The organism is Mesorhizobium sp. M2D.F.Ca.ET.226.01.1.1 (genome assembly GCF_004022705.2).
Classification (GTDB): Bacteria; Pseudomonadota; Alphaproteobacteria; order Rhizobiales; family Rhizobiaceae; genus Mesorhizobium.
Map to the genome: position 1 here is coordinate 26,972 of NZ_RZOY02000020.1, position 20,678 is coordinate 47,649.

Consider the following 20,678-nt stretch of genomic DNA (forward strand, 5'->3'; position numbering starts at 1 on the left):
CGTTCACGACCTGGCGAGCGACATAGTGGACCCGTTCGCATTCCAGAAAGCCGCGCCGCCGATGGCGGCATATGTCCGGCCGGCGGTCTATTTCACGATCGCGCGCGAGGCGTAGTCGAGACCTCTCGAGTTCCAGAACAGCCGCGCTGCTTTGCCAACGAGATTTTCGTAAGGCACGAAACCCACACTGAACCGGCTATCCGAGGAATTGTCCCGATTGTCGCCCATGACGAAATAATGACCGGACGGCACGACCCAGGCGCGCGTGTCGTCGCCAATGGAATTGTCTGTCAGGTCGAGCACGAAATGGACAACGCCGCCCGGCAGCGTCTCGCGTTGAAGCTTAGCCGGCGTAGAGGATTCCTCGTAGGCGAAGGTTCCGGCGTCTTCGAGGCCGACGGCCACGTCGTTGATGTGTAGCACGCCGTCGATCATCTGGATCTTCTCACCCGGAAGGCCGACAATCCGCTGGATGTAGTCGATGCTGGGATCGGGCGGGAATTTGAACACCGCCACATCCCCTCGCTTGGGCTCGGCGCCGAAGATGCGACCTTCTATCGGCAGCAGGTTGAACGGAGTGCTGTAGCGGCTGTAGCCGTATGCCATTTTGGAGACGAACAAGTAGTCCCCATTCTGCAATGTCGGCGTCATGCTGCCGGACGGAATCGAAAACGGCTGAAGCAGAAACGTGCGGATCGACAGCAAGGCCAGCAGCAAGGTGGCGACTGCCAGGGACACCAGCACGCCGCCGTGCGAATACCACCTGTTCCCGCTTGCAGCTGTCTCTTCCGCCATCGGTTCCCCCCACGCAACAGCGCAATTTCAGGAAAAATGTGATCGGTTTTCGTCCAGAACTGCGCAAAACCAAAGAGATAGAGCGGTTCGCCGTTCCATGAAACGGTGAAACGCTCTTGCGGCCGGACTGTCTCGCACACGAGGAATGCTGGCAACAAAAAAGCGGGGCAAGCCCCGCTCTTTCAATCCAGATTGCGGACGGTCGCGATCAGGCCGGCAGCAGGGCGCCTTCCAGCGTGGTGAGCTGGCTGAGGAATTGCTCGGCGCGGCTGCGCGTCACGTCGTCCTTGGCGTCGGCGGCGTCTTCCTTGGCGTCCTGAATGCGGCGGGCAAGGTCGGCGCGATCGATGTCGTTCACATGCACGGCCGATTCGGCAAGCAGCGTGCAGCCGGACGGCAGGATGTCGGCGAAACCGCCGAACACGACATAGCGGTCTTCCTTGCCGCCCGCGGCCTTCACCGTGACGACGCCGGGCTTGATGGTGGTCATGACCGGAGCGTGCTGCGCCATCACGGTCATCTCGCCTTCGGCGCCCGGAATGACGACCGATTCGACCTGCTCGGAGACGAGCAGCCGCTCCGGCGAGACCAGTTCGAACTTGAAAGCTTCAGCCATGCCAATCTAGCGAGTAGGGAATAGCGAGTAGCGAGTAGTGAAAAAACTCGGCCGGCCCACTGATCCCTATTCGCTACTCCCTATTCGCTATTCGCTTCGTTACGCCGCTTCAGCCGCGAGGCGCTGCGCCTTCTCGACCGCTTCGTCGATGCCGCCGACCATGTAGAAGGCGGCTTCCGGCAGGTGGTCGTAGTCGCCGGCGCAGAGGCCCTTGAAGCCCTTGATGGTGTCGGCGAGGTCGACCAGCTTGCCCGGCGAGCCGGTGAACACTTCGGCGACGAAGAACGGCTGCGACAGGAAGCGCTCGATCTTGCGGGCGCGGGCAACCGTCTGCTTGTCCTCTTCCGACAGCTCGTCCATGCCAAGGATGGCGATGATGTCCTGCAGCGACTTGTAGCGCTGGAGGATCGACTGCACCTGACGAGCGACCTGGTAGTGCTCCTCGCCGACGACCATCGGGTCGAGCATGCGCGAGGTGGAATCCAGCGGATCGACGGCCGGGTAGATGCCCTTTTCCGAGATAGCGCGGTTGAGCACGGTGGTGGCGTCGAGGTGGGCGAACGAAGTCGCCGGCGCCGGGTCGGTCAAGTCGTCGGCCGGAACGTAGATCGCCTGCACCGAGGTGATCGAGCCCTTGGTCGTCGTCGTGATGCGTTCCTGCAGCGCGCCCATGTCGGTGGCCAGCGTCGGCTGGTAGCCCACGGCGGAAGGAATACGGCCGAGCAGCGCCGACACTTCCGAGCCCGCCTGGGTGAAGCGGAAGATGTTGTCGACGAAGAAAAGCACGTCCTGGCCCTGGTCGCGGAAGTATTCGGCGACGGTCAGGCCGGTCAGGCCGACGCGGGCGCGCGCGCCCGGCGGTTCGTTCATCTGGCCGTACACGAGCGCTGCCTTCGAACCCTGGCCGCCGCCCTTCTTGTTGACGCCCGATTCGATGAACTCGTGATAGAGGTCGTTGCCTTCGCGGGTGCGCTCGCCGACGCCGGCGAACACCGAGAAGCCGCCGTGGGCCTTGGCGACGTTGTTGATCAGTTCCTGGATCAGCACGGTCTTGCCGACGCCGGCGCCGCCGAACAGGCCGATCTTGCCGCCGCGGGCGTAAGGCGCCAAGAGGTCGAGAACCTTGATGCCGGTGACCAGGATCTGCGCTTCCGTCGACTGATCGACATAGGCCGGAGCCGGCTGGTGGATGGCGCGGAACTCGATGCCGTCGACCGGGCCCTCCTCGTCGACCGGCTCGCCGATGACGTTGATGATGCGGCCGAGCATGCCCGGGCCGACCGGCACCGAGATCGGCGCGCCGGTGTCAAAGACGTCCTGGCCGCGGACCAGGCCTTCGGTCGAGTCCATGGCGATGCAGCGTACGGTGTTCTCGCCGAGATGCTGGGCGACCTCGAGCACCAGGCGGTTGCCGACATTGTCGGTTTCCAGCGCATTCAGAATGGCCGGCAAGTGATCTTCGAACTGCACGTCGACGACGGCGCCGATGACCTGGCGGACCTTGCCGGCGGCGCCGACGCGCTTGGCCGCGACGCTTGCCGCCTTCGCGGTGGTTGCCGCCTTGGCCGGAGCCACAGCCTTGGCCGGAGCGGCCGCCTTTTTCGCCGGAGCGGCCTTCGCGGCGGCTGCCGGGGCCTTTGCCGCGTCCTTGGCGGCGGTCTTCGGGGTAGCTGCTTTCGCCATCGTCTTTGCCCTTTTCGTCTATCCGTTGTTCACGCTGCCCGCTGGGACATTGTCCCGACGCGCGCGCCTAGAGCGCCTCGGCGCCCGAAATGATTTCGATCAGTTCCTTGGTGATCTGCGCCTGCCGCTGGCGGTTATAGGTGATCGACAGCCTGTTGATCATGTCGCCGGCGTTGCGCGTCGCATTGTCCATCGCGCTCATCTTGGCGCCCATCTCGCCGGCCGCGTTTTCCAACAGCGCCCGGAAGATCTGCACCGCGATGTTGCGCGGGATGAGGTCGGCGAGGATCTCACCCGGCTCCGGCTCGTATTCGTAGACCGCGGTGGCGCCGTTGCCGGTATCGGCGGCGGCCGAGGCCTGCGCCGCCGGGATGATCTGCTGCGCCGTCGGGATCTGGCTGATCACCGACCTGAACTGCGAGTAGAACAGCGTGCAGATGTCGAAGCCGCCCTCGTTGAAGAGGTGGATGACCTTGCGCGCGATCGCATCGGCATTGACGAAGCCGAGCGTCTTGACCTCGCGCAGGTCGACACGCTCGAGAATCAGTGAGCCGTAGTCGCGGCGCAGGATATCAAAACCCTTCTTGCCGACGCAGATGATCTTGACCTGCTTGCCGTCGGCCAGAAGCCTGCGGATATGGTCGCGGGCGAGGCGCGCGATCTGCGAGTTGAAGCCGCCGCATAGGCCACGCTCGGCCGTGCAGACGATGAGCAGATGCACGTCGTCCCTGCCGGTGCCGGTCATCAGCGCCGGGGCATCGCCGCCGCCGCCGATCGCCTGCGTGATGTTGCCCAGAACCGCGCCCATGCGCTCGGAATAGGGTCTAGCTGCTTCCGCCGCCTCCTGCGCGCGACGCAGCTTCGCCGCGGCGACCATCTGCATCGCCTTGGTGATCTTCTGCGTCGCCTTGACCGAGGCGATGCGGTTACGAAGGTCTTTTAACGAAGCCATGCTTCAAACCTGATCCCGTGCGTCCGGCTTCGTTCAAGCGAAGGTCTTGGCGAAGGCGTCGATTTCCGCCTTCAGCTTGGCGCGCAGATCGTCCGACAGCGCCTTCTCCTTACGGATGCCGTCGAGCACGTCCTTGCCGGCCGAGCGCATGTGGCTGAGCAGGCCATGCTCGAACTTGCCAACCTGATTGAGCGGCAGCTTGTCGAGATAGCCGTTGACGCCGGCGAAGATCACCGCGACCTGCTCTTCCGTCTTGAGCGGCGAGAACTGCGGCTGCTTGAGCAGCTCCGTCAGGCGGGAACCGCGGTTCAGCAAGCGCTGCGTGGCGGCGTCGAGGTCGGAGCCGAACTGCGCGAAGGCCGCCATTTCGCGGTACTGCGCGAGCTCGCCCTTGATCGAGCCTGCGACCTGCTTCATCGCCTTGATCTGCGCCGACGAGCCGACGCGCGACACCGACAGGCCAACATTCACCGCCGGACGAATACCCTGGAAGAACAGGTTGGTCTCGAGGAATATCTGGCCGTCGGTGATCGAGATCACGTTGGTCGGGATGTAGGCCGACACGTCGTTGGCCTGCGTCTCGATGACCGGCAGCGCGGTCAGCGAACCGGCGCCGTTATCGTCGTTGAGCTTGGCGGCGCGCTCGAGCAGGCGCGAGTGCAGATAGAAGACGTCGCCCGGATAGGCTTCGCGGCCCGGCGGGCGACGCAGCAGCAGCGACATCTGGCGATAGGCGACGGCCTGCTTCGACAGATCGTCATAGCTGATCAGCGCATGCATGCCGTTGTCGCGGAAATACTCGCCCATGGTGCAGCCGGCGAACGGCGCCAGGAACTGCATCGGCGCCGGATCGGACGCGGTGGCGGCGATGATGATGGAGTAGTCGAGCGCGCCGCGCTCTTCCAGCACCTTCACGAACTGCGCGACGGTCGAGCGCTTCTGGCCGACGGCGACGTAGACACAGTAGAGCTTTTCCTTCTCCGGGCCGTTGTCGTGCACCGACTTCTGGTTCAGCATCGTGTCGAGGATGATGGCGGTCTTGCCGGTCTGGCGGTCGCCGATGACCAGCTCGCGCTGGCCGCGGCCGACAGGGATCAGCGCGTCGATAGCCTTGAGGCCAGTCGACATCGGCTCATGCACCGACTTGCGCGGAATGATGCCGGGCGCCTTGACGTCGACGCGCTTGCGTTCGGTGGCCTTGATCGGGCCCTTGCCGTCGATCGGATTGCCGAGCGCGTCGACCACGCGGCCGAGCAGGCCCGGGCCGACCGGAACGTCGACGATGGCGCCGGTGCGCTTGACGGTGTCGCCTTCCTTGATGTCGCGGTCGTTGCCGAAGATGACGACGCCGACATTGTCGGCTTCGAGGTTCAGCGCCATGCCGCGGATGCCGCCCGGGAATTCGACCATCTCGCCGGCCTGGACATTGTCGAGGCCGTAGACGCGGGCGATGCCGTCACCGACGGACAGAACCTGACCGACTTCGGAGACCTCGGCCTCCTTGCCGAAATTCTTGATCTGGTCTTTCAGAATTGCGGAAATTTCCGCGGCGCGGATGTCCATCAGCCGACCTCTTTCAGTGCAAGCTTGAGCGAATTGAGTTTGGTTTTGAGCGACGTATCGATCTGGCGCGAGCCCATCTTGACGACCAGCCCGCCGAGCAGCGACGGATCGATAGTCATGGCGATGGCCACGTCCTTGCCGGCGATGCTCTTCAGCGTCGCCTTCAGTTCAGTCTGCTGCGCGGCCGTCAGCGCATGCGCCGAGGTGACCTCGGCGGACGCCTCGCCGCGATGATCGGCGGCGATCCGGCGGAATGCCTTGATCATGCCGGGCACCGCGAACAGGCGGCGGTTCCTGGCGACGACGCGCAGGAAATTGCCGACCAGGCCGGTAATGCCTGCCTTGTCGGCGATGGCGGCGATGGCCTTTGCCTGGTCCTCGCTGGAAAACACCGGGCTGTTGATCAGCCGCGAAAGGTCGCCGCTGTCCTTGAGCATCGCCTCGAAGCTGGCGAGGTCGGCCTCGACCTTGGCGACTGAATTTTCCTGCAGAGCAAGCTCGAACAGTGAGCCTGCGTAGCGTTCTGCGACAGCTGAGATTGGCGAGGACGATTGGGCCACGGACCGTCTTTTCTCTTGTCTGACAGGCCGCAGATTGTTGGCGCGAGCAAAAACTCTGGCTAAATCTTTGACCTTACTGCATTTTTCCAAGCACGGAGGCGCGGCTTCCGCTATCCCCGGTCGAAAGTCGATTGCCGTCTAGCACAGGCTTTTTAAGACCGCAATGCATCGTCCGGCATGCTTTTCAGGCACTTTTGTCGCATCAGGCGGCGAAGGCCAAGCTCAAGCGCCGAAATCACGGCACGAAGCCGAAGGCAAAGGCCAGCGGCAGCGCCGCCAGCGCCAATTCAACCACGATCGAAGCCCAGTTGAAAGGGGTGTTGGCGCCGTCCGACATCATCGACAGCAACCGACCGAAGGCGGTGAACAGCCAGGAGAAGCCCAGCGCCATGTAGAGCAGCGGTTGCGCCAGGAGGATGCAGCACAGGCTGACGCCGAGATAGAAGCCCGACATGCGGCCGCGTCCCTCGGCGATCGCCGCCGCTTTCTCGGGCCTGGGCTGCAGGCGAAGCGCCCGAAAGGCAAGCCCCGGCGCCAGGAAAAGGAAGAGGCCCAGAGCCAGAGTCACGACGGCGCTAGACCAGGCCAGCCATTCGCCTTGGGTCGCCGGCCACGGAAACGCAAAGTCCATGAAATCCCCCCTCATATTTCTTGTTCTGAAACGCCGGCATTCTAGCGAGGGAATGAAAGCGCGCCAGAGGACGGCACGCACATTAGGGGCGGCGCAATCAGGAGAGCGCGAAATCGACCGCGGCTTCGGCGTGGATGCGCGTGGTGTCGAACACCGGAACATCGAAATCGCCCTGGCCGATCAGCATGGTGATCTCGGTGCAACCCATGATGACGCTATCCACCTGATCTTCGTGCCGCATGCGGGCGACCTCTTCGAGATATGCGGATTTCGAATCATATTTGACGATGCCCTGGCAGAGCTCGTCGTAGATCACTCGGTGCACCATGTCGCGGCCGGCCGGGTCTGGCACCACCGGCTGCAGGTCGTATCTCTCCGCGAGCCAGCCTTTGTAAAAGTCCTGCTCCATGGTGAAGCGTGTCGCTAGCAGCGCCGGTCGCTTCATGCCGGCCTCGATGACGGCGCGCCCAGTGGCGTCGGCGATATGGATGAGCGGGACCGATACCGCAGCCTGCACATCGCCGGCCAGCTTGTGCATGGTGTTGGTGCAGATCACCAGGCCCTCGGCGCCGCCCGCCTCCAGCTTGCGGGCCGCTTCCACCAAAAGCGCGCCGGCGCCTTCCCAGTCGCCCTCATGCTGCCGCTCGGCGATCTCAGCGAAATCGAACGACCACAACAACAGCTTTGCCGAGTGCAAGCCGCCCAGCCGCTCGCGCACGATCTCGTTGAGCAGGCGGTAATAGATGGCGGTCGATTCCCAGCTCATGCCGCCGATCAGGCCAAGGGTTTTCATGTGCGGCACTCCGTTGGGACCAGGGCTTTATAGAAAGCTCTGCGGGTCGATGTCGACTTGCACGCGCACCGACCCGCGCAGCTTCGGCCCCTCCGCCAGCATGGCGCGAATGAAGCCCTGCATGTCGGCGCGCCGCTCGCCCTGCACCAGGAGGCGGAAGCGGTGGCGGCCGCCGAGCAGCGACAGCGGCGCTTCGGCTGGGCCGAGCACGAACATGTCCGAAGCCTGGGGCGCTGCGCGCCGCAGGCCGCGCGCATGGCCCTCGGCCTCGCCCCGCGTCGCGGCGCTGACGATGATGCCCGCGAGCCGGCCGAAAGGCGGCAGCGCCGCCCGTTCGCGCTCGGCGATCTCGCGCTCGTAAAACGCTTCCGAATCGCCCGAGACAATCGCCCGCATCACCGGATGGTCCGGCTGGTAGGTCTGTAACAGGCCGAGGCTCCTCTTGCCCGTGCGGCCGGCGCGTCCCGTCACCTGGCTGAGCAATTGGAAAGTGCGTTCGGCGGCGCGCGGATCGCCATTGGCCAATCCGAGATCGGCGTCGACCACGCCGACCAGCGTCATTCCCGGGAAGTTATGTCCCTTTGCGACAAGCTGCGTTCCGATGACGATATCGGCCTCGCCATTGGCGACGGCCTCCAGCTCGAGCCGCAGGCGGCGCACGCCGCCCAAAAGGTCCGACGACAAAACGATGGTCCGCGCGTCCGGGAAATGCCCCACCACTTCCTCGGCGATGCGCTCGACGCCCGGACCGCACGCGACCAGATGATCGAGCGTGCCACATTCCGGACAGGCCTCGGGCCGCCGCTCATTATGGCCGCAATGGTGACAGACGAGCTGGCCGCGAAAGCGGTGCTCGACCAGCCAGGCCGAGCAGACCGGGCAGCCGAAGCGGTGGCCGCAGACGCGGCAGAGCGTCAAGGGCGCGTAGCCGCGCCGGTTGAGGAAGAGCAGCGACTGCTCCTTCCTCTCCAGCGTACGCTGCATCTGTTCCACCAGCACCGGCGACAGGAAGCCGCCGCGGGCCGGCGGCGAGCGCCGCATGTCGATCGACTTGAGGTCAGGGAGTGCCGCTTCCGCAAAACGCGACGACAGGACGGCCCGGGCGTAGCGACCCTGGCTGGCGTTGACACGGCTTTCCACAGACGGCGTCGCCGAGGCGAGCACGACCGGGAAGCCGCCGATATGGCCGCGCACCACCGCCATGTCTCGCGCATTGTAGAAGACGCGGTCCTCCTGCTTGTAGGCGGGATCATGTTCCTCATCGACGACGATCAGGCCGAGCTCCTTGAACGGCAGGAACAGCGCCGAGCGCGCGCCGGCGACGACCCGCACGCCGCCTTCCGCCACCTGCCGCCAGACGCGCTCGCGCATTTTTGGCGGCAGGTCGGAATGCCACTCCGCCGGCTTGGCGCCGAACCGGTCTTGGAAACGCTCGAGGAAGGCATGCGTCAGCGCGATTTCCGGCAACAGGATTAGCACCTGCTTGCCCTTCTCGAGCGCCAACGCCACCGCCTCGAAATAGACCTCCGTCTTGCCGGAGCCAGTGACGCCGTCGAGCAGCGTGACGTTGAAGACCTGCGCCCCAACCGCCGCACGCAGTTTCTCGGCCGCGACATTCTGGTCCGGCATCAGCTCCGGCAGCGCATGATTGGGATCGGGTGCTGCCACCACCGGCCGCGGCGGGATCATCACCGTCTCGAACACGCCCTGCGCCCTTAGGCCGTCGATGACGGTCGAGGACACGCCCGCCGCATGCGCCAGTCCCGAACGCGTCCAGGCCAGCCCGCCTTCGGCCGTCTCCAGCACGCGTCGCCGCGCATCCGTCAACCGGTCCGGCTCGGCCAGCGTGCGCTGCAACCCTTCGATCCACGGCTCGGGATCGAAGGCTTCCGGGGCTCTGAGCAGCATGCGCGCCACCATGCCCGGGGCCGACAGCGTGTATTGCGCGATCCAGTCGACGAACCGGCGCATGGCGCGATCGATCGGCGGACAATCGAACACCTCCTCGATCGGCCGCAATTTCTTCGCATCGACCGTCTCGACCGCGCCGTCCCAGACGATGCCCGCGACCTGGCGCGGCCCCAGCGGTACGCGCACGATCGAGCCCGGCACCACGCGCATGCCCGGCGGCACGGCATAGGTGTAGGGCCGTTCGGCCGGCATCGGCACCAGCACCGGCGCCGCTGCGACAAAGGGCGAATCTTCCATCATGAGGCGTGACCTTGCCCCGACTTTGCTCTAGATCAAAGGGGACCCTCTTATGTGCCTGGCCGACGCCAGGCGATCCCCAAGGAGACAGCCATGAAGTTTTTTGTCGACACCGCTGACATCAAGGAAATTAAGGAGCTGCATGATCTGGGGCTTCTCGATGGCGTCACCACCAACCCGTCGCTGATTCTGAAATCGGGCGGCAAGATCGCCGAAGTGACCAAGCAGATCTGCGACATTGTCGAGGGCCCGGTCTCGGCCGAGGTCGTGGCGACCGAATTCAATCAGATGATGGCCGAGGCCGAGGTGCTGGCCAAGATCGCGCCCAATGTCTGCATCAAGGTGCCGCTGACGCTGGATGGCCTGAAGGCCTGCAAGACGATCCGCACCGAGATGAAGCGCATGGTCAACGTCACGCTCTGCTTCTCGGCCAACCAGGCGCTGCTCGCCGCCAAGGCCGGCGCCTCCTTCATCTCGCCCTTCGTCGGCCGCATCGACGACACCGGCTCGGACGGCATGGAGTTGATCTCGGAAATCCGCACCATCTATGACAATTACGATTTCAAGACCGAGATCCTGACCGCCTCGGTGCGCACGGTGAACCACGTCAAGCAGGCGGCGCTCATCGGCGCCGACGTCGTCACCGCGCCGCCGGCGACGCTGAAGGCGCTGGTCAATCATCCGCTGACCGACAAGGGCCTTGCCGCCTTCCTCGCCGACTGGGCCAAGACCGGCCAGAAGATCGGCTGAGGCCGAATCGCTCACCAGAAACAAAAAAGGCCGGGTAACCGGCCTTTTTAGTAGGCGCAAGCGGCGCGCGGAGGCGTGTTGAGATTCAGGTCAGGGCGAGCCGGAGCGGGACGTACTTAAAGTACGTGAGCACCGGAAGAGCAGGAAACTGGCATTTGCAGGCCGGCCTCACCTGAATATCAACATGCCTCAGGCTTTTTTGCCGTGCTTCGCCAGATCCTGGGCAATCGCAAGCCGCAGCATATCCGCGAGTTCGCGGGCGGCGCGGTTCTCGGCGTCGATCTGCGCGCGGTAGGCTCCATATTCCTGCAGCGGCCGATCGAAGGACGACGGGATCGAGCGCTTGCCGACGGCAACCACCGCGCCGGTGGTGTCTCTCAGCACGTAGTTGGCGGTCAGCGTCACCGTGCCCGCCGTCGGCTCGTCTTCCTCCGTCTGCACCTGGACGATGGCCGCCGATTCGACCAGCTCGGTAACGCCGAGATCGAGCGTATAGGCGGGCGAAGCCGGCTCGCCTGACCCTTGCCCGAAGGCGAAGATCAGATTGTTGCGCACCTGCTGCGCATAACGGGTGCTCACCGGCTTGATCGCGATCGAGGCCAGTTCTGCCGATGGGCTGAGCTGCGATCCCAGCGACAGCGGCTGACTGGAATAGAGCGGCCTGACCGTGCAGGCCGAGACCAGCGCCAGCGCCGCGACCACGCCGCAAACCGCCAAGCGGCCGCGCAGGCGGGCCGCTTCTGACTTCACCGGATCAGGCAACGACATTGACGATTCTCTGCGGCACGATGATCACCTTGCGCGGGGGCCTACCTTCCAGTGCTTTTTGCACGAAGTCGAGAGCCAGCACCGCTTTTTCGACGGCACCTTGATCCGCGTCGCGGGCAATTGTCAAATCACCGCGCTTCTTGCCGTTGACCTGCACCGGCAGCACGATCTCGTTGTCGACGACCAGCGCCGGATCGTAGACCGGCCATGGCCGTTCGGCGACCAGCTCGGCGCCGCCCAGCGCTTCCCAGCATTCCTCCGCCAGATGCGGCATGACCGGTGCGATGATGTGCACCAGGATCTCCACCGCCTCGCGGCAGGCACCTTTCAACGTCGCGTCGGCCTTGCCTTCGGCGACGTCGTTGAGCGGCGTCGCCAGCGCGTTGGCAAGTTCATAGATGCGGGCGATCGCGCGGTTGAAGCCAAGCTTCTCGATGTCCTCGCCGACCGCCTTCAGGATCTTGTGCGCGGCCTTGGATACGGCACCCGCCTCGCCATCCTTCGCCGCTGCCGGCTTCACGCCGGGCAGAGATTCGGCTGCGATCTGCACCAGGCGCCAGACGCGCTGCACGAAGCGGTGCGCGCCGGCCGCGCCGTCGTCGGTCCATTCGACGTCGCGCTCCGGCGGCGAATCCGACAGCATGAACCAGCGCGCGGTGTCGGCGCCGTAGCCATCGGTGATCTCTTCCGGGCTCACCGTGTTCTTCTTCGACTTCGACATCTTTTCCAAAGCGCCGATCGTCGCTTCCTCGCCGGTGGCGATCTCGATGGCGCGGCGCTTGCCGCCCAAATCCTCGAGCCTGACCTCGCTCGGCGACAGCCAGCGTCCATTGTTGGACGGGCCGCCGACCCGGTAGGTCTCGTGCACCACCATGCCTTGCGTGAACAGGCCCTTGAACGGCTCGGCGAGGTTCAGATGCCCGGTCTCGCGCATGGCGCGGGTGAAGAAGCGCGAATAGAGCAGATGCAGGATCGCGTGCTCGATGCCGCCGATATACTGGTCGACCGCCAGCCATTCGTCGGCCGATTTCGGCTCGGTCGGCTCGTTCGCCCAAGGTGCGGTGAAGCGCGCGAAATACCACGACGAATCGACGAACGTGTCCATCGTATCGGTCTCGCGCCGCGCATCGCGTCCGCATTGCGGGCACTTCACATGCCGCCAGGTCGGATGCCGGTCGAGCGGATTGCCCGGACGGTCGAACTCGATGTCGTCGGGCAGCCTCACCGGCAGGTCGGCCTTCGGCACCGGCACCACGCCGCAAGCCTCGCAATGGATCATCGGGATCGGGCAGCCCCAGTAGCGCTGGCGCGAGATGCCCCAGTCGCGCAGGCGGAAATTCACCTTGCGCTCGGCCATCGGCCGGCCGCCGATCGTCTTCTGTTCCAGAAGTTTCGCCACTTCGTCGAACGCCCGCTCCGGCTTCATGCCGTCGAGGAAGCGCGAATTGATCATCACGCCGTCATCGACATAGGCCTCTTCCGTGATCTGGAAGGTCTTGGCGTCCCCGCCTTCCGGCATCACGACCGGAATGACCGGCAGGCCGTATTTGTTGGCGAAGTCGAGGTCGCGCTGGTCCCCCGACGGGCAACCGAAGATGGCGCCGGTGCCGTATTCCATCAGCACGAAATTGGCGACATAGACCGGCAGCGTCCAGTTTTCGTCGAACGGATGGACGACGCGGATGCCGGTGTCGAAGCCTTTCTTCTCGGCCGTCTCCAGCGCCGCCACCGAGGTGCCCATATGGCGCACTTCCTCGATGAACTTCGCCAGCTCGACATTGCTCTCGGCCGCCTTCCTGGCGAGCGGATGGTCGGCGGCGACCGCCATGAAGGAAGCGCCGAAGATGGTGTCCGGCCTTGTCGTGTAGACTTCCAGCTCTTGGCGGTCGCCAACTGGCTTAGCCAGCGGCCACCGGATCAGCAGCCCCTCCGAGCGGCCGATCCAGTTGTGCTGCATCAGCTTGACCTTCTCCGGCCATTCCTCGAGCAGGTTGAGCGAATCCAGCAGATCCTGCGCGAAGTCGGTGATCTTGAAGAACCACTGCGTCAGCTCGCGCTGCTCGACCAGCGCGCCCGAGCGCCAGCCGCGGCCGTCGATGACCTGCTCGTTGGCGAGCACGGTCATATCCTCCGGATCCCAATTGACCTTGGAGGATTTGCGCGTCACCAGCCCCTTCTCGACGAAATCGAGGAACAGCATCTGCTGGCGGTGGTAGTAATCGACGTCGCAGGTCGCGAACTCGCGCGCCCAGTCGAGCGACAGGCCCATCATCTTGAGCTGCTCGCGCATCACCGCGATGTTTTCATAGGTCCAGTCCTTGGGATGAACCTTGTTTTGCATGGCTGCGTTTTCGGCAGGCATGCCGAAGGCGTCCCAGCCCATCGGGTGCAGCACGTTAAAACCCTTGGCGCGCTTGTAGCGCGCCACTACGTCGCCCATCGTATAGTTACGGGTGTGGCCGATATGGATCTTGCCCGACGGATAGGGGAACATCTCCAGCACGTAGTATTTCGGCTTCGGATCGTCGTTGCGAGCCTCGAACAGCTTCTTTTCGGCCCAGGCCTTTTGCCATTTGGGCTCTGACGTGCGCGGATTGTAACGTTCGGTTGCCATCGGATGTTTTTCACTTAAAAGCAGGTGCGCGGTGCTGGATTAAGGCGCGTTGATATTCAGGTCAGGCCGAGCCGAAAATGGCGGGTTCCGAGAACCGGGGCGGAGCGTACTTAAAGTACGCAAGCACCGGAAGCGCAGGAAACCGGCATTTGCAGGCCGGCATCACCTGAATATCGACACGCCTGGGCCGGCAGCCGAGACAATGTCGTCGCGGTGTTCATCATGGATTGCCGGACCCGTCAACTGTGGCGAGCCGGCGCGAACGTTAAAACTATAGGCGGGAAATAGGCATGACGAGCGCCGTCGAGCAGCTTCACGCGGTCAAGGCGAGGATCGCGAACGCCGAACGCGAGGCGAAGCGCGAGCCTGGCGCCGTCACGCTGGTGGCGGTGTCGAAGACCTTTACGGCCGGCGACATCCGCCCGGTCATCGAGGCCGGCCAGCGCGTTTTCGGGGAGAACCGTGTGCAGGAAGCTCAGGGCAAATGGCCGGCGCTGAAAGAGGCGTTTGCCGATATCGAGCTGCATCTGATCGGACCGCTACAGTCCAACAAGGCGAAGGAAGCCGTTGCTCTCTTCGACGTCATCGAGACCGTCGACCGCGAGAAGATTGCCGCTGAGCTTGCCAAGGAGATCGCCAGACAGGGCCGGGCGCCGAAGCTCTATGTCCAGGTCAACACCGGCTCCGAGCCGCAGAAGGCCGGCATCGAGCCGCGCGAGGCGGTCGCCTTCATCAAACGCTGCCGCGACGTGCATGGCCTCGCCATCGAGGGCCTGATGTGCATACCGCCAGCCGATGAAAACCCCGGCCCGCATTTCGCGCTGTTGGAAAAGCTCGCCCGCGAGGCCGGTGTCGCAAAACTCTCGATGGGCATGTCCGGCGACTACGAGACCGCGATCGCCTTCGGCGCGACCAGCGTCAGAGTGGGCTCGGCAATCTTCGGCAGCCGGGCCTGAGCATTCCCAGGGAAAGCGTGTACCGGCCTTCCGTCGAGAAAAACAAAGGCTGGTGCGGGCGCGTCATACCACCGCATTGTCGCGCCATGTCACCTTACTACGTGCGGGTGTAGGACCGAGCGCGTGGCTCCTCAAGTCAAAGGAGAGGCTCCGATGACTGTCACATGCCACGACCAGGAAATCACACAGGACCGGCAAGTCTCCCGCGGGCTGCACCGATGGGTCTACTACGCAATGGTGGGGCTTGCGGCCTGCTATGCGCTGTCGGCCTGGATCGGCTTTGCCGGCGGCTATGACGAATATCTGCTTTCCGTCGTCACCGGATTCATCGTGATGTCGGTTGCACTGCCGGCGATCGCCGGCCGCGTCTGGCGCCATCACCGGCTCAGCCGTCCCGGCAAGACAAAGACTTTCCCCGACTGGATCGCAGGCGAGTTCGATACAAGCGATCAACCGGTGAAAGCCAGCACCGCGACTATCGAAATTCTCCTGCCGCTTGCCGCCGTCGCATTCGGCATGACGCTGTTCGCTATCCTTGCTCTCGTGGAGAGCTGATCCGCCTTCGTCACGATCTCGTTACCGGCCAGCCAACCGGACGATATCCTTTGTGCCAGCGCTTGAAACGAAACGGCCCGTTCCTATTTCCCCAGTGTCTTTCAATCTTCCCCGGGGAAATCTCACCATGCGCTACAACCAGCTCGGCAACACCGGCCTGTTCGTTTCCGAACTCTGCCTCGGCACCATGACCTTCGGCGCCGCCGGCGAAAATGCCCAATGGGGGCTGATCGCCAGTCTCGACCAGAAGGGCGTCAACGAGATCGTCGGCCGCTCGATCGCCGCCGGCGTCAATTTCTTCGACACCGCTGACGTCTATTCCTTCGGCCAGTCCGAGCAACTGCTGGGACAATCGCTCAAGGATCTCGGCGTGAAACGTTCGGACGTCATCATCGCCACCAAGGTGCATGGCGTGATGGGCAATGGCCCCAACGAGCGTGGCTCCTCGCGCGGCCACATCATGGACTCGGTCGACGGCAGTCTCGAGCGCTTGCAAACCGATCATATCGACCTCTACCAGTTGCACGGCACCGACACCGTCACGCCGATCGACGAGACGCTGCGCGCGCTCGACGATCTCGTCGCCAGCGGCAAGGTGCGCTATGTCGGCGTCTCCAACTGGCAGGCCTGGCGCATCGCCAAGGCGCTGGGAATTGCCGACCGCAAGGGTTTTGCCCGCTTCGAGACCATCCAGTCCTATTACTCGATCGCCGGCCGCGATCTCGAGCGCGAGATCGTGCCTTTGATCAACGAGGAAAAGCTCGGCCTCATGGTCTGGTCGCCGATGGCCGGTGGGCTGCTTTCCGGCAAATACGGTCCTGGGGCGCCCGGCAATGGCGAAGGCCGCCGCGCTTCCTTCAACTTCCCGCCGGTCAACGAGGACCGCGCCTGGGCGGCGGTTGCGGTCATGCGCGAGGTCGCGAAGAAGCATGACGTCAGCGTCGCCACGGTGGCGCTCGGCTATGTGCTGGCAAAACCGTTCGTGATGAGCGTCATCATCGGCGCCAGCCGCATGGACCAGCTCGAGCAGAACCTCGCGGCGACCGGCCTGAAGCTCGACGCCGACGATCTCGCCAGGCTCGATGAGGTGAGCGCCCTGCCCGCCGAATATCCCGGCTGGATGCTGGAGCGGCAAAACGCCGGCCGCCGTCCCGCGCCGTTCGTGCCGAAGGCGTAACTGCCTTTGAGATAAGCTGACCTTTTCGAGAGCCGCGTGTCCTTGGATGCGCGGCTTTCCTTTCAGAGACGAACGGTCTCGGCGAGAAAGTCGAGAAAGGCGCGCACTCGCGCCGGCAGATGCTTGCCCTGGCCGACATAGACAGCGTGCGTCGGCTCCTCGTCGCCAGGATTGAACGCCTCCAGCAGCGGCACGAGCCGCCCGGCGACGATGTCGGGCTCGACATGCCAGCGCGCCAGTCTTGCGATGCCCGCTCCGGCCAATGTCGTCAGCCGCATCGCCTCGCCGTCGCTCACCGTCGAATTGCCGAGGATCGGAACCACGACTGGCGTGCCTTTTGCATCCACGAACGGCATGCCGTCGATATGCCGCACGAAGCCGAACGCCAGCAGATTGTGGCGGGCCAATTCGGCCGGCGTCTGCGGTGTGCCGCGCGCTTCCAGATAGGTGGGGGCCGCGACCACCACCATCGGGCTCTGGCCGAGTTTGCGCGCCACCAGCCGTGATTCGCGCAGCGGCCCGGCGCGTATCGCAATGTCGGCGCGCTCCTCCATCAGGTCGATGACGCTGTCTGTCAGCACCGCCTCGACCGAGATTTCCGGATAGCGCTCGAGGAAACGCGGCAACAGCGGCATCAGCCGGTGCTGGCCGAAGGGCACATAGGAGTTGACCCTGAGCCTGCCGCGCGGCGCGGCGCCCGCTGCCGCCTCGCGCTCGGCCGCATCGAGATCGGCGAGGATACGCAAGCCGCTGTCATGGAAAGCCGCACCCTCCGGCGTCAGTTGCAGCTTGCGTGTCGAGCGGCTGACCAGCCGCGCACCGAGCCGCGCCTCCAGCCGCGCGATCAGCTTGCTCACCGCCGACGGCGTCATGCGCAAGACCCGGGCTGCTGCCGAGAAGCTGCCTGTCTCGACGACGCGGACGAACACTTCGATCTCGCCGGAGCGGTTGATTTCGGGTCTCGCCATTCGTGAATCTATTTCACAGAAAATATGCCTGATGCAAGGCTGGTTCACAGCTCGCCAGATCACGATCTTCCGGTCCGGGGCGCGGGATTTGGGCGTCCTTCAGCACCAAATGGATCCTGCCATGCCCCTTGCTCTCTATGCTCTCACTGCCGGCGCCTTCGGCATCGGCGTTACCGAATTCGTCATCATGGGCCTGCTGCTCGACGTCAGCGCCGATTTCGGCGTCTCGATCTCGGCGGCCGGCCTGCTCATTTCCGGCTATGCGCTGGGCGTCGTCGTCGGCGCGCCGCTGCTTGGGGCCCTGACTGGCCGCCTGCCACGCAAGACTCTGTTGCTCGCGCTCATGGTGGTCTTCACCATAGGCAACCTCGCCTGCGCTCTGGCGCCCGACTACTGGACATTGATGGCCGCGCGAGTCCTGACCGCCTTCGCCCACGCCTCGTTCTTCGGTGTCGGCTCGGTCGTTGCCACCAGCCTTGTCGCGCCCAACAGGAAGGCCTCGGCGATCGCGCTGATGTTCACCGGCCTCACCGTCGCCAACATCCTCGGTGTGCCCTTCGGCACCTGGCTCGGCCAGGCTTATGGCTGGCGCTCCACCTTTCTCGCCGTCACGCTTGTCGGCGTCATCGCCTTTGCCGTGATCGCATTGCTGGTGCCGCGCGACGAGCCGACAGAAGCGGACGAGGAGGAAAGCTCCGAAGGCACGCTCGCCGTGCTCGGCCGCCGGGCGGTGCTGCTCGGCCTTCTCACCACCGTGCTGAGCTGGGTCGGCGTCTTTGCCGCCTTCACCTATCTGGCGCCGATACTGACCCGTGTCACCGGTTTTTCCGAGGCATCGGTGTCGCCGATCCTGCTTGTCTTCGGCGGCGGGCTGGTCGCCGGCAATTTCCTTGGCGGACGCCTCGGCGACCGCCATCTGGTACCGACGGTCGTCGGCACGCTGGTGGCGCTGTCGGCTGTGCTCTTGGTCATGACCGCCGCGATCCACCAGCCCATCGCCGCGATCGTCGCCGTCGGCCTGCTGGGTGCAGCCGCCTTCGCCACCGTCGCGCCGCTGCAGATGTGGGTGCTGGAAAAGGCCAAGGGCGCCGGCCAGGGCCTGGCCTCCTCCTTCAACATCGCCGCCTTCAATCTCGGCAATGCCATCGGCGCCTGGCTCGGCGGCTTCGTCATCGACCACGGCCCCGGCCTCGGCGCCGTCCCCCTCGTCGCCGGCCTGGTGCCGATCGCCGCGCTCGGCGTGGTGTTTACGGCGCTGCGTCTCGAACACGGCCGCGCGATCGGCAAGCCGGTCACGGCGCAGTGCTGACCGGCTGAATTCCATCCTCGACATCCCAGGGAGAAAATCATGGACTATCGACCGCTCGGCGCGTCCGGACTAAAAGTGCCGGCCCTTTCCTTCGGGGCCGGAACCTTTGGCGGCTCCGGCCCGCTCTTCGGCCATTGGGGCAACAGCGACGCGCAGGAAGCGCGCCGGCTCATCGACATCTGCCTGGAGGCCGGCGTCAATCTCTTCGACACGGCCGACGTCTATTCGGCCGGTGTCTCGGAGGAGGTGCTTGGCGAGGCGGTCAAGGGCCGCCGCGACGCGGTGCTGATCTCAACCAAGACGTCGCTGCCGATGGGCGACGGCCCGGCGGACTGGGGTTCGTCCCGCTCGCGCCTGATCCGCTCCGTCGACGCGGCGCTGAAGCGCCTCGGCACCGATTATATCGATCTGCTGCAGCTTCATGCCTTCGACGCCTCGACGCCAATCGAGGAAGTGCTGTCGACGCTGGACGATCTCGTGAGCGCCGGCAAGCTGCGCTATGTCGGCGTCTCCAACTTCTCCGGCTGGCAGGTGATGAAGTCGCTCGGCCTGGCCGACAAGCACGGCTACCCGCGCTATGTCGCGCATCAGGTCTACTACTCGCTCGTCGGCCGCGACTATGAGTGGGAGCTGATGCCGCTCGGCCTCGACCAGGGCGTCGGCGCTCTGGTGTGGAGCCCGCTCGGCTGGGGCCGGCTGACCGGCAAGATCCGCCGCGGCCAGCCCTTGCCGGAAAAGAGCCGGCTGCACGGCACCGCCGATTTCGGTCCGCCGGTCGAGGATGAGCTTCTTTTCAAGGTGGTCGACGCGCTGGAGGCGGTCGCCGCCGAGACCGGCAAGACCGTGCCGCAGGTCGCCATCAACTGGCTGTTGCAGCGGCCGACCGTATCGTCGGTGATCATCGGCGCGCGCAACGAGGAACAGCTGCGCCAGAACTTAGGGGCCGTCGGCTGGACATTGACGCCGGAGCAGATCAAGGCGCTCGATGAAGCCAGCATTGTGACGGCTCCCTATCCGTACTTCCCCTATCGGCGACAAGAAGGTTTTGCCCGGCTGAACCCGCCGGCGGCGTGAGCCACCGCAGGGTGGGTGTGTCGAGATTCAGGTCAGGTCGAGTCGAGAACGATGGGTTTCGAGAACCGGAGCGGAGCGTACTTGAAGTACGTGAGCACCGGAAGCGCAGGAAGCCATCGTTCGCAGGCCGACCTCACCTGAATATCGACACACCCTAGTGCACCAGAAACTCCCCATCCACCTTGCGCCACTCATTCGGCGCGATCAGCGTCTGGTGCGTGTAGGTGACCGAATGCAGCGGCCCATCGAGCTTCGTCTTCCAGAACTCGATGAAGCGGATCAGCACCGGAAACTTCGGCGCGATGTCGTAGTCCTGCCAGATGTAGCTCTGTAGGAGATGCGGATGGTCCGGGAAGTGGTAGAGAATTTTGGCCGTGGTCAGCCCATAGCCCCTGAGCATAAGGTCCAATTCGGAATGATCGCTCATTGCAGCCCCTAACGGTCGATCTCCTTTCCTCCCAACGCCCGAGTCTGCGCTCAGTTGCTTAACTGTCTATTGATTCTAGCACCTCGGAGGCGAGTTTTCCATCATTAAAACAGTTGGTTAGCAGCGACGGGCAGCGAGTGCTGACAACGTTTCACGCTACCCCTGCGGCATCCCGCCACGCGAATCCAACGTCTAATATTGCCGTCTGCGCGGAACTGTTAATAATGCCCGCGAATTCGCGGCCGCTTCGCCGCGATGCCGTCGGCGCTTCAAGCCCGC

The 20,678-nt window shown here is 64.4% G+C and carries 19 protein-coding genes; 6 read left to right on the forward strand and 13 right to left on the reverse strand.

What is annotated here, in order from left to right; all coding sequences use genetic code 11:
• Positions 1 to 87 precede the first annotated feature (87 nt).
• The 9 genes from lepB to EN869_RS31195 all read right to left on the reverse strand — a co-directional run bounded on the left by lepB (position 88) and on the right by EN869_RS31195 (position 9,804).
• Positions 88 to 795: a signal peptidase I gene (gene lepB / locus EN869_RS31155; protein WP_127230448.1), complete on the reverse strand. Its 708-nt coding sequence runs from the start codon at positions 793 to 795 to the stop codon at positions 88 to 90.
• 208 nt (positions 796 to 1,003) lie between these two features.
• The gene (locus EN869_RS31160; protein ID WP_127230447.1) at positions 1,004 to 1,411 is read right to left on the reverse strand and encodes a F0F1 ATP synthase subunit epsilon; all 408 of its coding nucleotides are present in this window, start codon (positions 1,409 to 1,411) and stop codon (positions 1,004 to 1,006) included.
• Positions 1,412 to 1,510: 99 nt separating this feature from the next.
• The gene (gene atpD, locus EN869_RS31165) at positions 1,511 to 3,094 is read right to left on the reverse strand and encodes a F0F1 ATP synthase subunit beta (RefSeq protein WP_167498748.1); all 1,584 of its coding nucleotides are present in this window, start codon (positions 3,092 to 3,094) and stop codon (positions 1,511 to 1,513) included.
• Positions 3,095 to 3,161: 67 nt separating this feature from the next.
• Positions 3,162 to 4,046: a F0F1 ATP synthase subunit gamma gene (locus tag EN869_RS31170; RefSeq protein ID WP_127230446.1), complete on the reverse strand. Its 885-nt coding sequence runs from the start codon at positions 4,044 to 4,046 to the stop codon at positions 3,162 to 3,164.
• Positions 4,047 to 4,079: 33 nt separating this feature from the next.
• The gene (gene atpA / locus EN869_RS31175) at positions 4,080 to 5,609 is read right to left on the reverse strand and encodes a F0F1 ATP synthase subunit alpha (protein ID WP_040991590.1); all 1,530 of its coding nucleotides are present in this window, start codon (positions 5,607 to 5,609) and stop codon (positions 4,080 to 4,082) included.
• The gene (locus EN869_RS31180) at positions 5,609 to 6,169 is read right to left on the reverse strand and encodes a F0F1 ATP synthase subunit delta (RefSeq protein ID WP_127230445.1); all 561 of its coding nucleotides are present in this window, start codon (positions 6,167 to 6,169) and stop codon (positions 5,609 to 5,611) included. Before EN869_RS31180 ends, atpA begins: the two co-directional genes overlap by 1 nt.
• A gap of 235 nt (positions 6,170 to 6,404) precedes the next feature.
• Entirely contained in the window at positions 6,405 to 6,800 is a 396-nt protein-coding gene (locus EN869_RS31185; protein WP_127230444.1) for a DUF4345 family protein, read from the reverse strand.
• A 97-nt stretch (positions 6,801 to 6,897) separates the two neighbouring features.
• The gene (locus EN869_RS31190; protein WP_127230443.1) at positions 6,898 to 7,593 is read right to left on the reverse strand and encodes an aspartate/glutamate racemase family protein; all 696 of its coding nucleotides are present in this window, start codon (positions 7,591 to 7,593) and stop codon (positions 6,898 to 6,900) included.
• Positions 7,594 to 7,620: 27 nt separating this feature from the next.
• Entirely contained in the window at positions 7,621 to 9,804 is a 2,184-nt protein-coding gene (locus EN869_RS31195; RefSeq protein ID WP_127230442.1) for a primosomal protein N', read from the reverse strand.
• A 90-nt stretch (positions 9,805 to 9,894) separates the two neighbouring features.
• On the opposite strand from EN869_RS31195, the gene fsa reads away from it, so the two are divergent.
• Positions 9,895 to 10,551, forward strand: a complete 657-nt coding sequence (gene fsa, locus EN869_RS31200) for a fructose-6-phosphate aldolase (protein WP_112128566.1) — start codon at positions 9,895 to 9,897, stop codon at positions 10,549 to 10,551.
• Between the two features lie 189 nt (positions 10,552 to 10,740).
• Here the strand turns inward: fsa and lptE are convergent, their stop codons facing one another.
• Positions 10,741 to 11,319 (reverse strand): LPS assembly lipoprotein LptE, encoded by a 579-nt coding sequence (lptE, locus tag EN869_RS31205; protein WP_127230441.1) that lies wholly within the window; start codon positions 11,317 to 11,319, stop codon positions 10,741 to 10,743.
• On the reverse strand, positions 11,306 to 13,933 hold the full coding sequence (gene leuS, locus EN869_RS31210) for a leucine--tRNA ligase (RefSeq protein WP_127230440.1): 2,628 nt from the start codon (positions 13,931 to 13,933) through the stop codon (positions 11,306 to 11,308). Before leuS ends, lptE begins: the two co-directional genes overlap by 14 nt.
• A gap of 290 nt (positions 13,934 to 14,223) precedes the next feature.
• Between leuS and EN869_RS31215 the strand changes: the two genes are divergently transcribed.
• From EN869_RS31215 to EN869_RS31225, 3 genes are all read left to right on the forward strand, one after another.
• Positions 14,224 to 14,889, forward strand: a complete 666-nt coding sequence (locus EN869_RS31215) for a YggS family pyridoxal phosphate-dependent enzyme (protein ID WP_127230439.1) — start codon at positions 14,224 to 14,226, stop codon at positions 14,887 to 14,889.
• A 153-nt stretch (positions 14,890 to 15,042) separates the two neighbouring features.
• On the forward strand, positions 15,043 to 15,444 hold the full coding sequence (locus tag EN869_RS31220) for a hypothetical protein (protein WP_127230438.1): 402 nt from the start codon (positions 15,043 to 15,045) through the stop codon (positions 15,442 to 15,444).
• A gap of 127 nt (positions 15,445 to 15,571) precedes the next feature.
• A complete protein-coding gene (locus EN869_RS31225) occupies positions 15,572 to 16,621 on the forward strand; it encodes an aldo/keto reductase (protein ID WP_127230437.1) in 1,050 nt (349 codons plus the stop codon).
• A 62-nt stretch (positions 16,622 to 16,683) separates the two neighbouring features.
• Here the strand turns inward: EN869_RS31225 and EN869_RS31230 are convergent, their stop codons facing one another.
• Positions 16,684 to 17,589: a LysR family transcriptional regulator gene (locus tag EN869_RS31230; RefSeq protein WP_127230436.1), complete on the reverse strand. Its 906-nt coding sequence runs from the start codon at positions 17,587 to 17,589 to the stop codon at positions 16,684 to 16,686.
• Positions 17,590 to 17,710: 121 nt separating this feature from the next.
• Here EN869_RS31230 and EN869_RS31235 point away from each other — a divergent pair, with 121 nt between their 5' ends.
• Positions 17,711 to 18,898: an MFS transporter gene (locus tag EN869_RS31235; protein WP_127230435.1), complete on the forward strand. Its 1,188-nt coding sequence runs from the start codon at positions 17,711 to 17,713 to the stop codon at positions 18,896 to 18,898.
• 39 nt (positions 18,899 to 18,937) lie between these two features.
• Positions 18,938 to 19,972, forward strand: coding sequence for an aldo/keto reductase (locus EN869_RS31240; RefSeq protein ID WP_127230434.1), 1,035 nt, complete (start codon positions 18,938 to 18,940; stop codon positions 19,970 to 19,972).
• Between the two features lie 154 nt (positions 19,973 to 20,126).
• Here the strand turns inward: EN869_RS31240 and EN869_RS31245 are convergent, their stop codons facing one another.
• Positions 20,127 to 20,399, reverse strand: coding sequence for an aspartate-semialdehyde dehydrogenase (locus EN869_RS31245; RefSeq protein ID WP_127230433.1), 273 nt, complete (start codon positions 20,397 to 20,399; stop codon positions 20,127 to 20,129).
• Positions 20,400 to 20,678 lie beyond the last annotated feature (279 nt).

Bases quoted from the DNA above. Each gene is read 5' to 3' on its own strand.
- lepB (WP_127230448.1), bottom strand. From the start codon at position 795: ATGGCGGAAGAGACAGCTGCAAGCGGGAACAGGTGGTATTCGCACGGC.
- EN869_RS31160 (WP_127230447.1), bottom strand. From the start codon at position 1,411: ATGGCTGAAGCTTTCAAGTTCGAACTGGTCTCGCCGGAGCGGCTGCTC.
- atpD (WP_167498748.1), bottom strand. From the start codon at position 3,094: ATGGCGAAAGCAGCTACCCCGAAGACCGCCGCCAAGGACGCGGCAAAG.
- EN869_RS31170 (WP_127230446.1), bottom strand. From the start codon at position 4,046: ATGGCTTCGTTAAAAGACCTTCGTAACCGCATCGCCTCGGTCAAGGCG.
- atpA (WP_040991590.1), bottom strand. From the start codon at position 5,609: ATGGACATCCGCGCCGCGGAAATTTCCGCAATTCTGAAAGACCAGATC.
- EN869_RS31185 (WP_127230444.1), bottom strand. From the start codon at position 6,800: ATGGACTTTGCGTTTCCGTGGCCGGCGACCCAAGGCGAATGGCTGGCC.
- EN869_RS31190 (WP_127230443.1), bottom strand. From the start codon at position 7,593: ATGAAAACCCTTGGCCTGATCGGCGGCATGAGCTGGGAATCGACCGCC.
- EN869_RS31195 (WP_127230442.1), bottom strand. From the start codon at position 9,804: ATGATGGAAGATTCGCCCTTTGTCGCAGCGGCGCCGGTGCTGGTGCCG.
- fsa (WP_112128566.1), top strand. From the start codon at position 9,895: ATGAAGTTTTTTGTCGACACCGCTGACATCAAGGAAATTAAGGAGCTG.
- lptE (WP_127230441.1), bottom strand. From the start codon at position 11,319: ATGTCGTTGCCTGATCCGGTGAAGTCAGAAGCGGCCCGCCTGCGCGGC.
- leuS (WP_127230440.1), bottom strand. From the start codon at position 13,933: ATGGCAACCGAACGTTACAATCCGCGCACGTCAGAGCCCAAATGGCAA.
- EN869_RS31215 (WP_127230439.1), top strand. From the start codon at position 14,224: ATGACGAGCGCCGTCGAGCAGCTTCACGCGGTCAAGGCGAGGATCGCG.
- EN869_RS31220 (WP_127230438.1), top strand. From the start codon at position 15,043: ATGACTGTCACATGCCACGACCAGGAAATCACACAGGACCGGCAAGTC.
- EN869_RS31225 (WP_127230437.1), top strand. From the start codon at position 15,572: ATGCGCTACAACCAGCTCGGCAACACCGGCCTGTTCGTTTCCGAACTC.
- EN869_RS31230 (WP_127230436.1), bottom strand. From the start codon at position 17,589: ATGGCGAGACCCGAAATCAACCGCTCCGGCGAGATCGAAGTGTTCGTC.
- EN869_RS31235 (WP_127230435.1), top strand. From the start codon at position 17,711: ATGCCCCTTGCTCTCTATGCTCTCACTGCCGGCGCCTTCGGCATCGGC.
- EN869_RS31240 (WP_127230434.1), top strand. From the start codon at position 18,938: ATGGACTATCGACCGCTCGGCGCGTCCGGACTAAAAGTGCCGGCCCTT.
- EN869_RS31245 (WP_127230433.1), bottom strand. From the start codon at position 20,399: ATGAGCGATCATTCCGAATTGGACCTTATGCTCAGGGGCTATGGGCTG.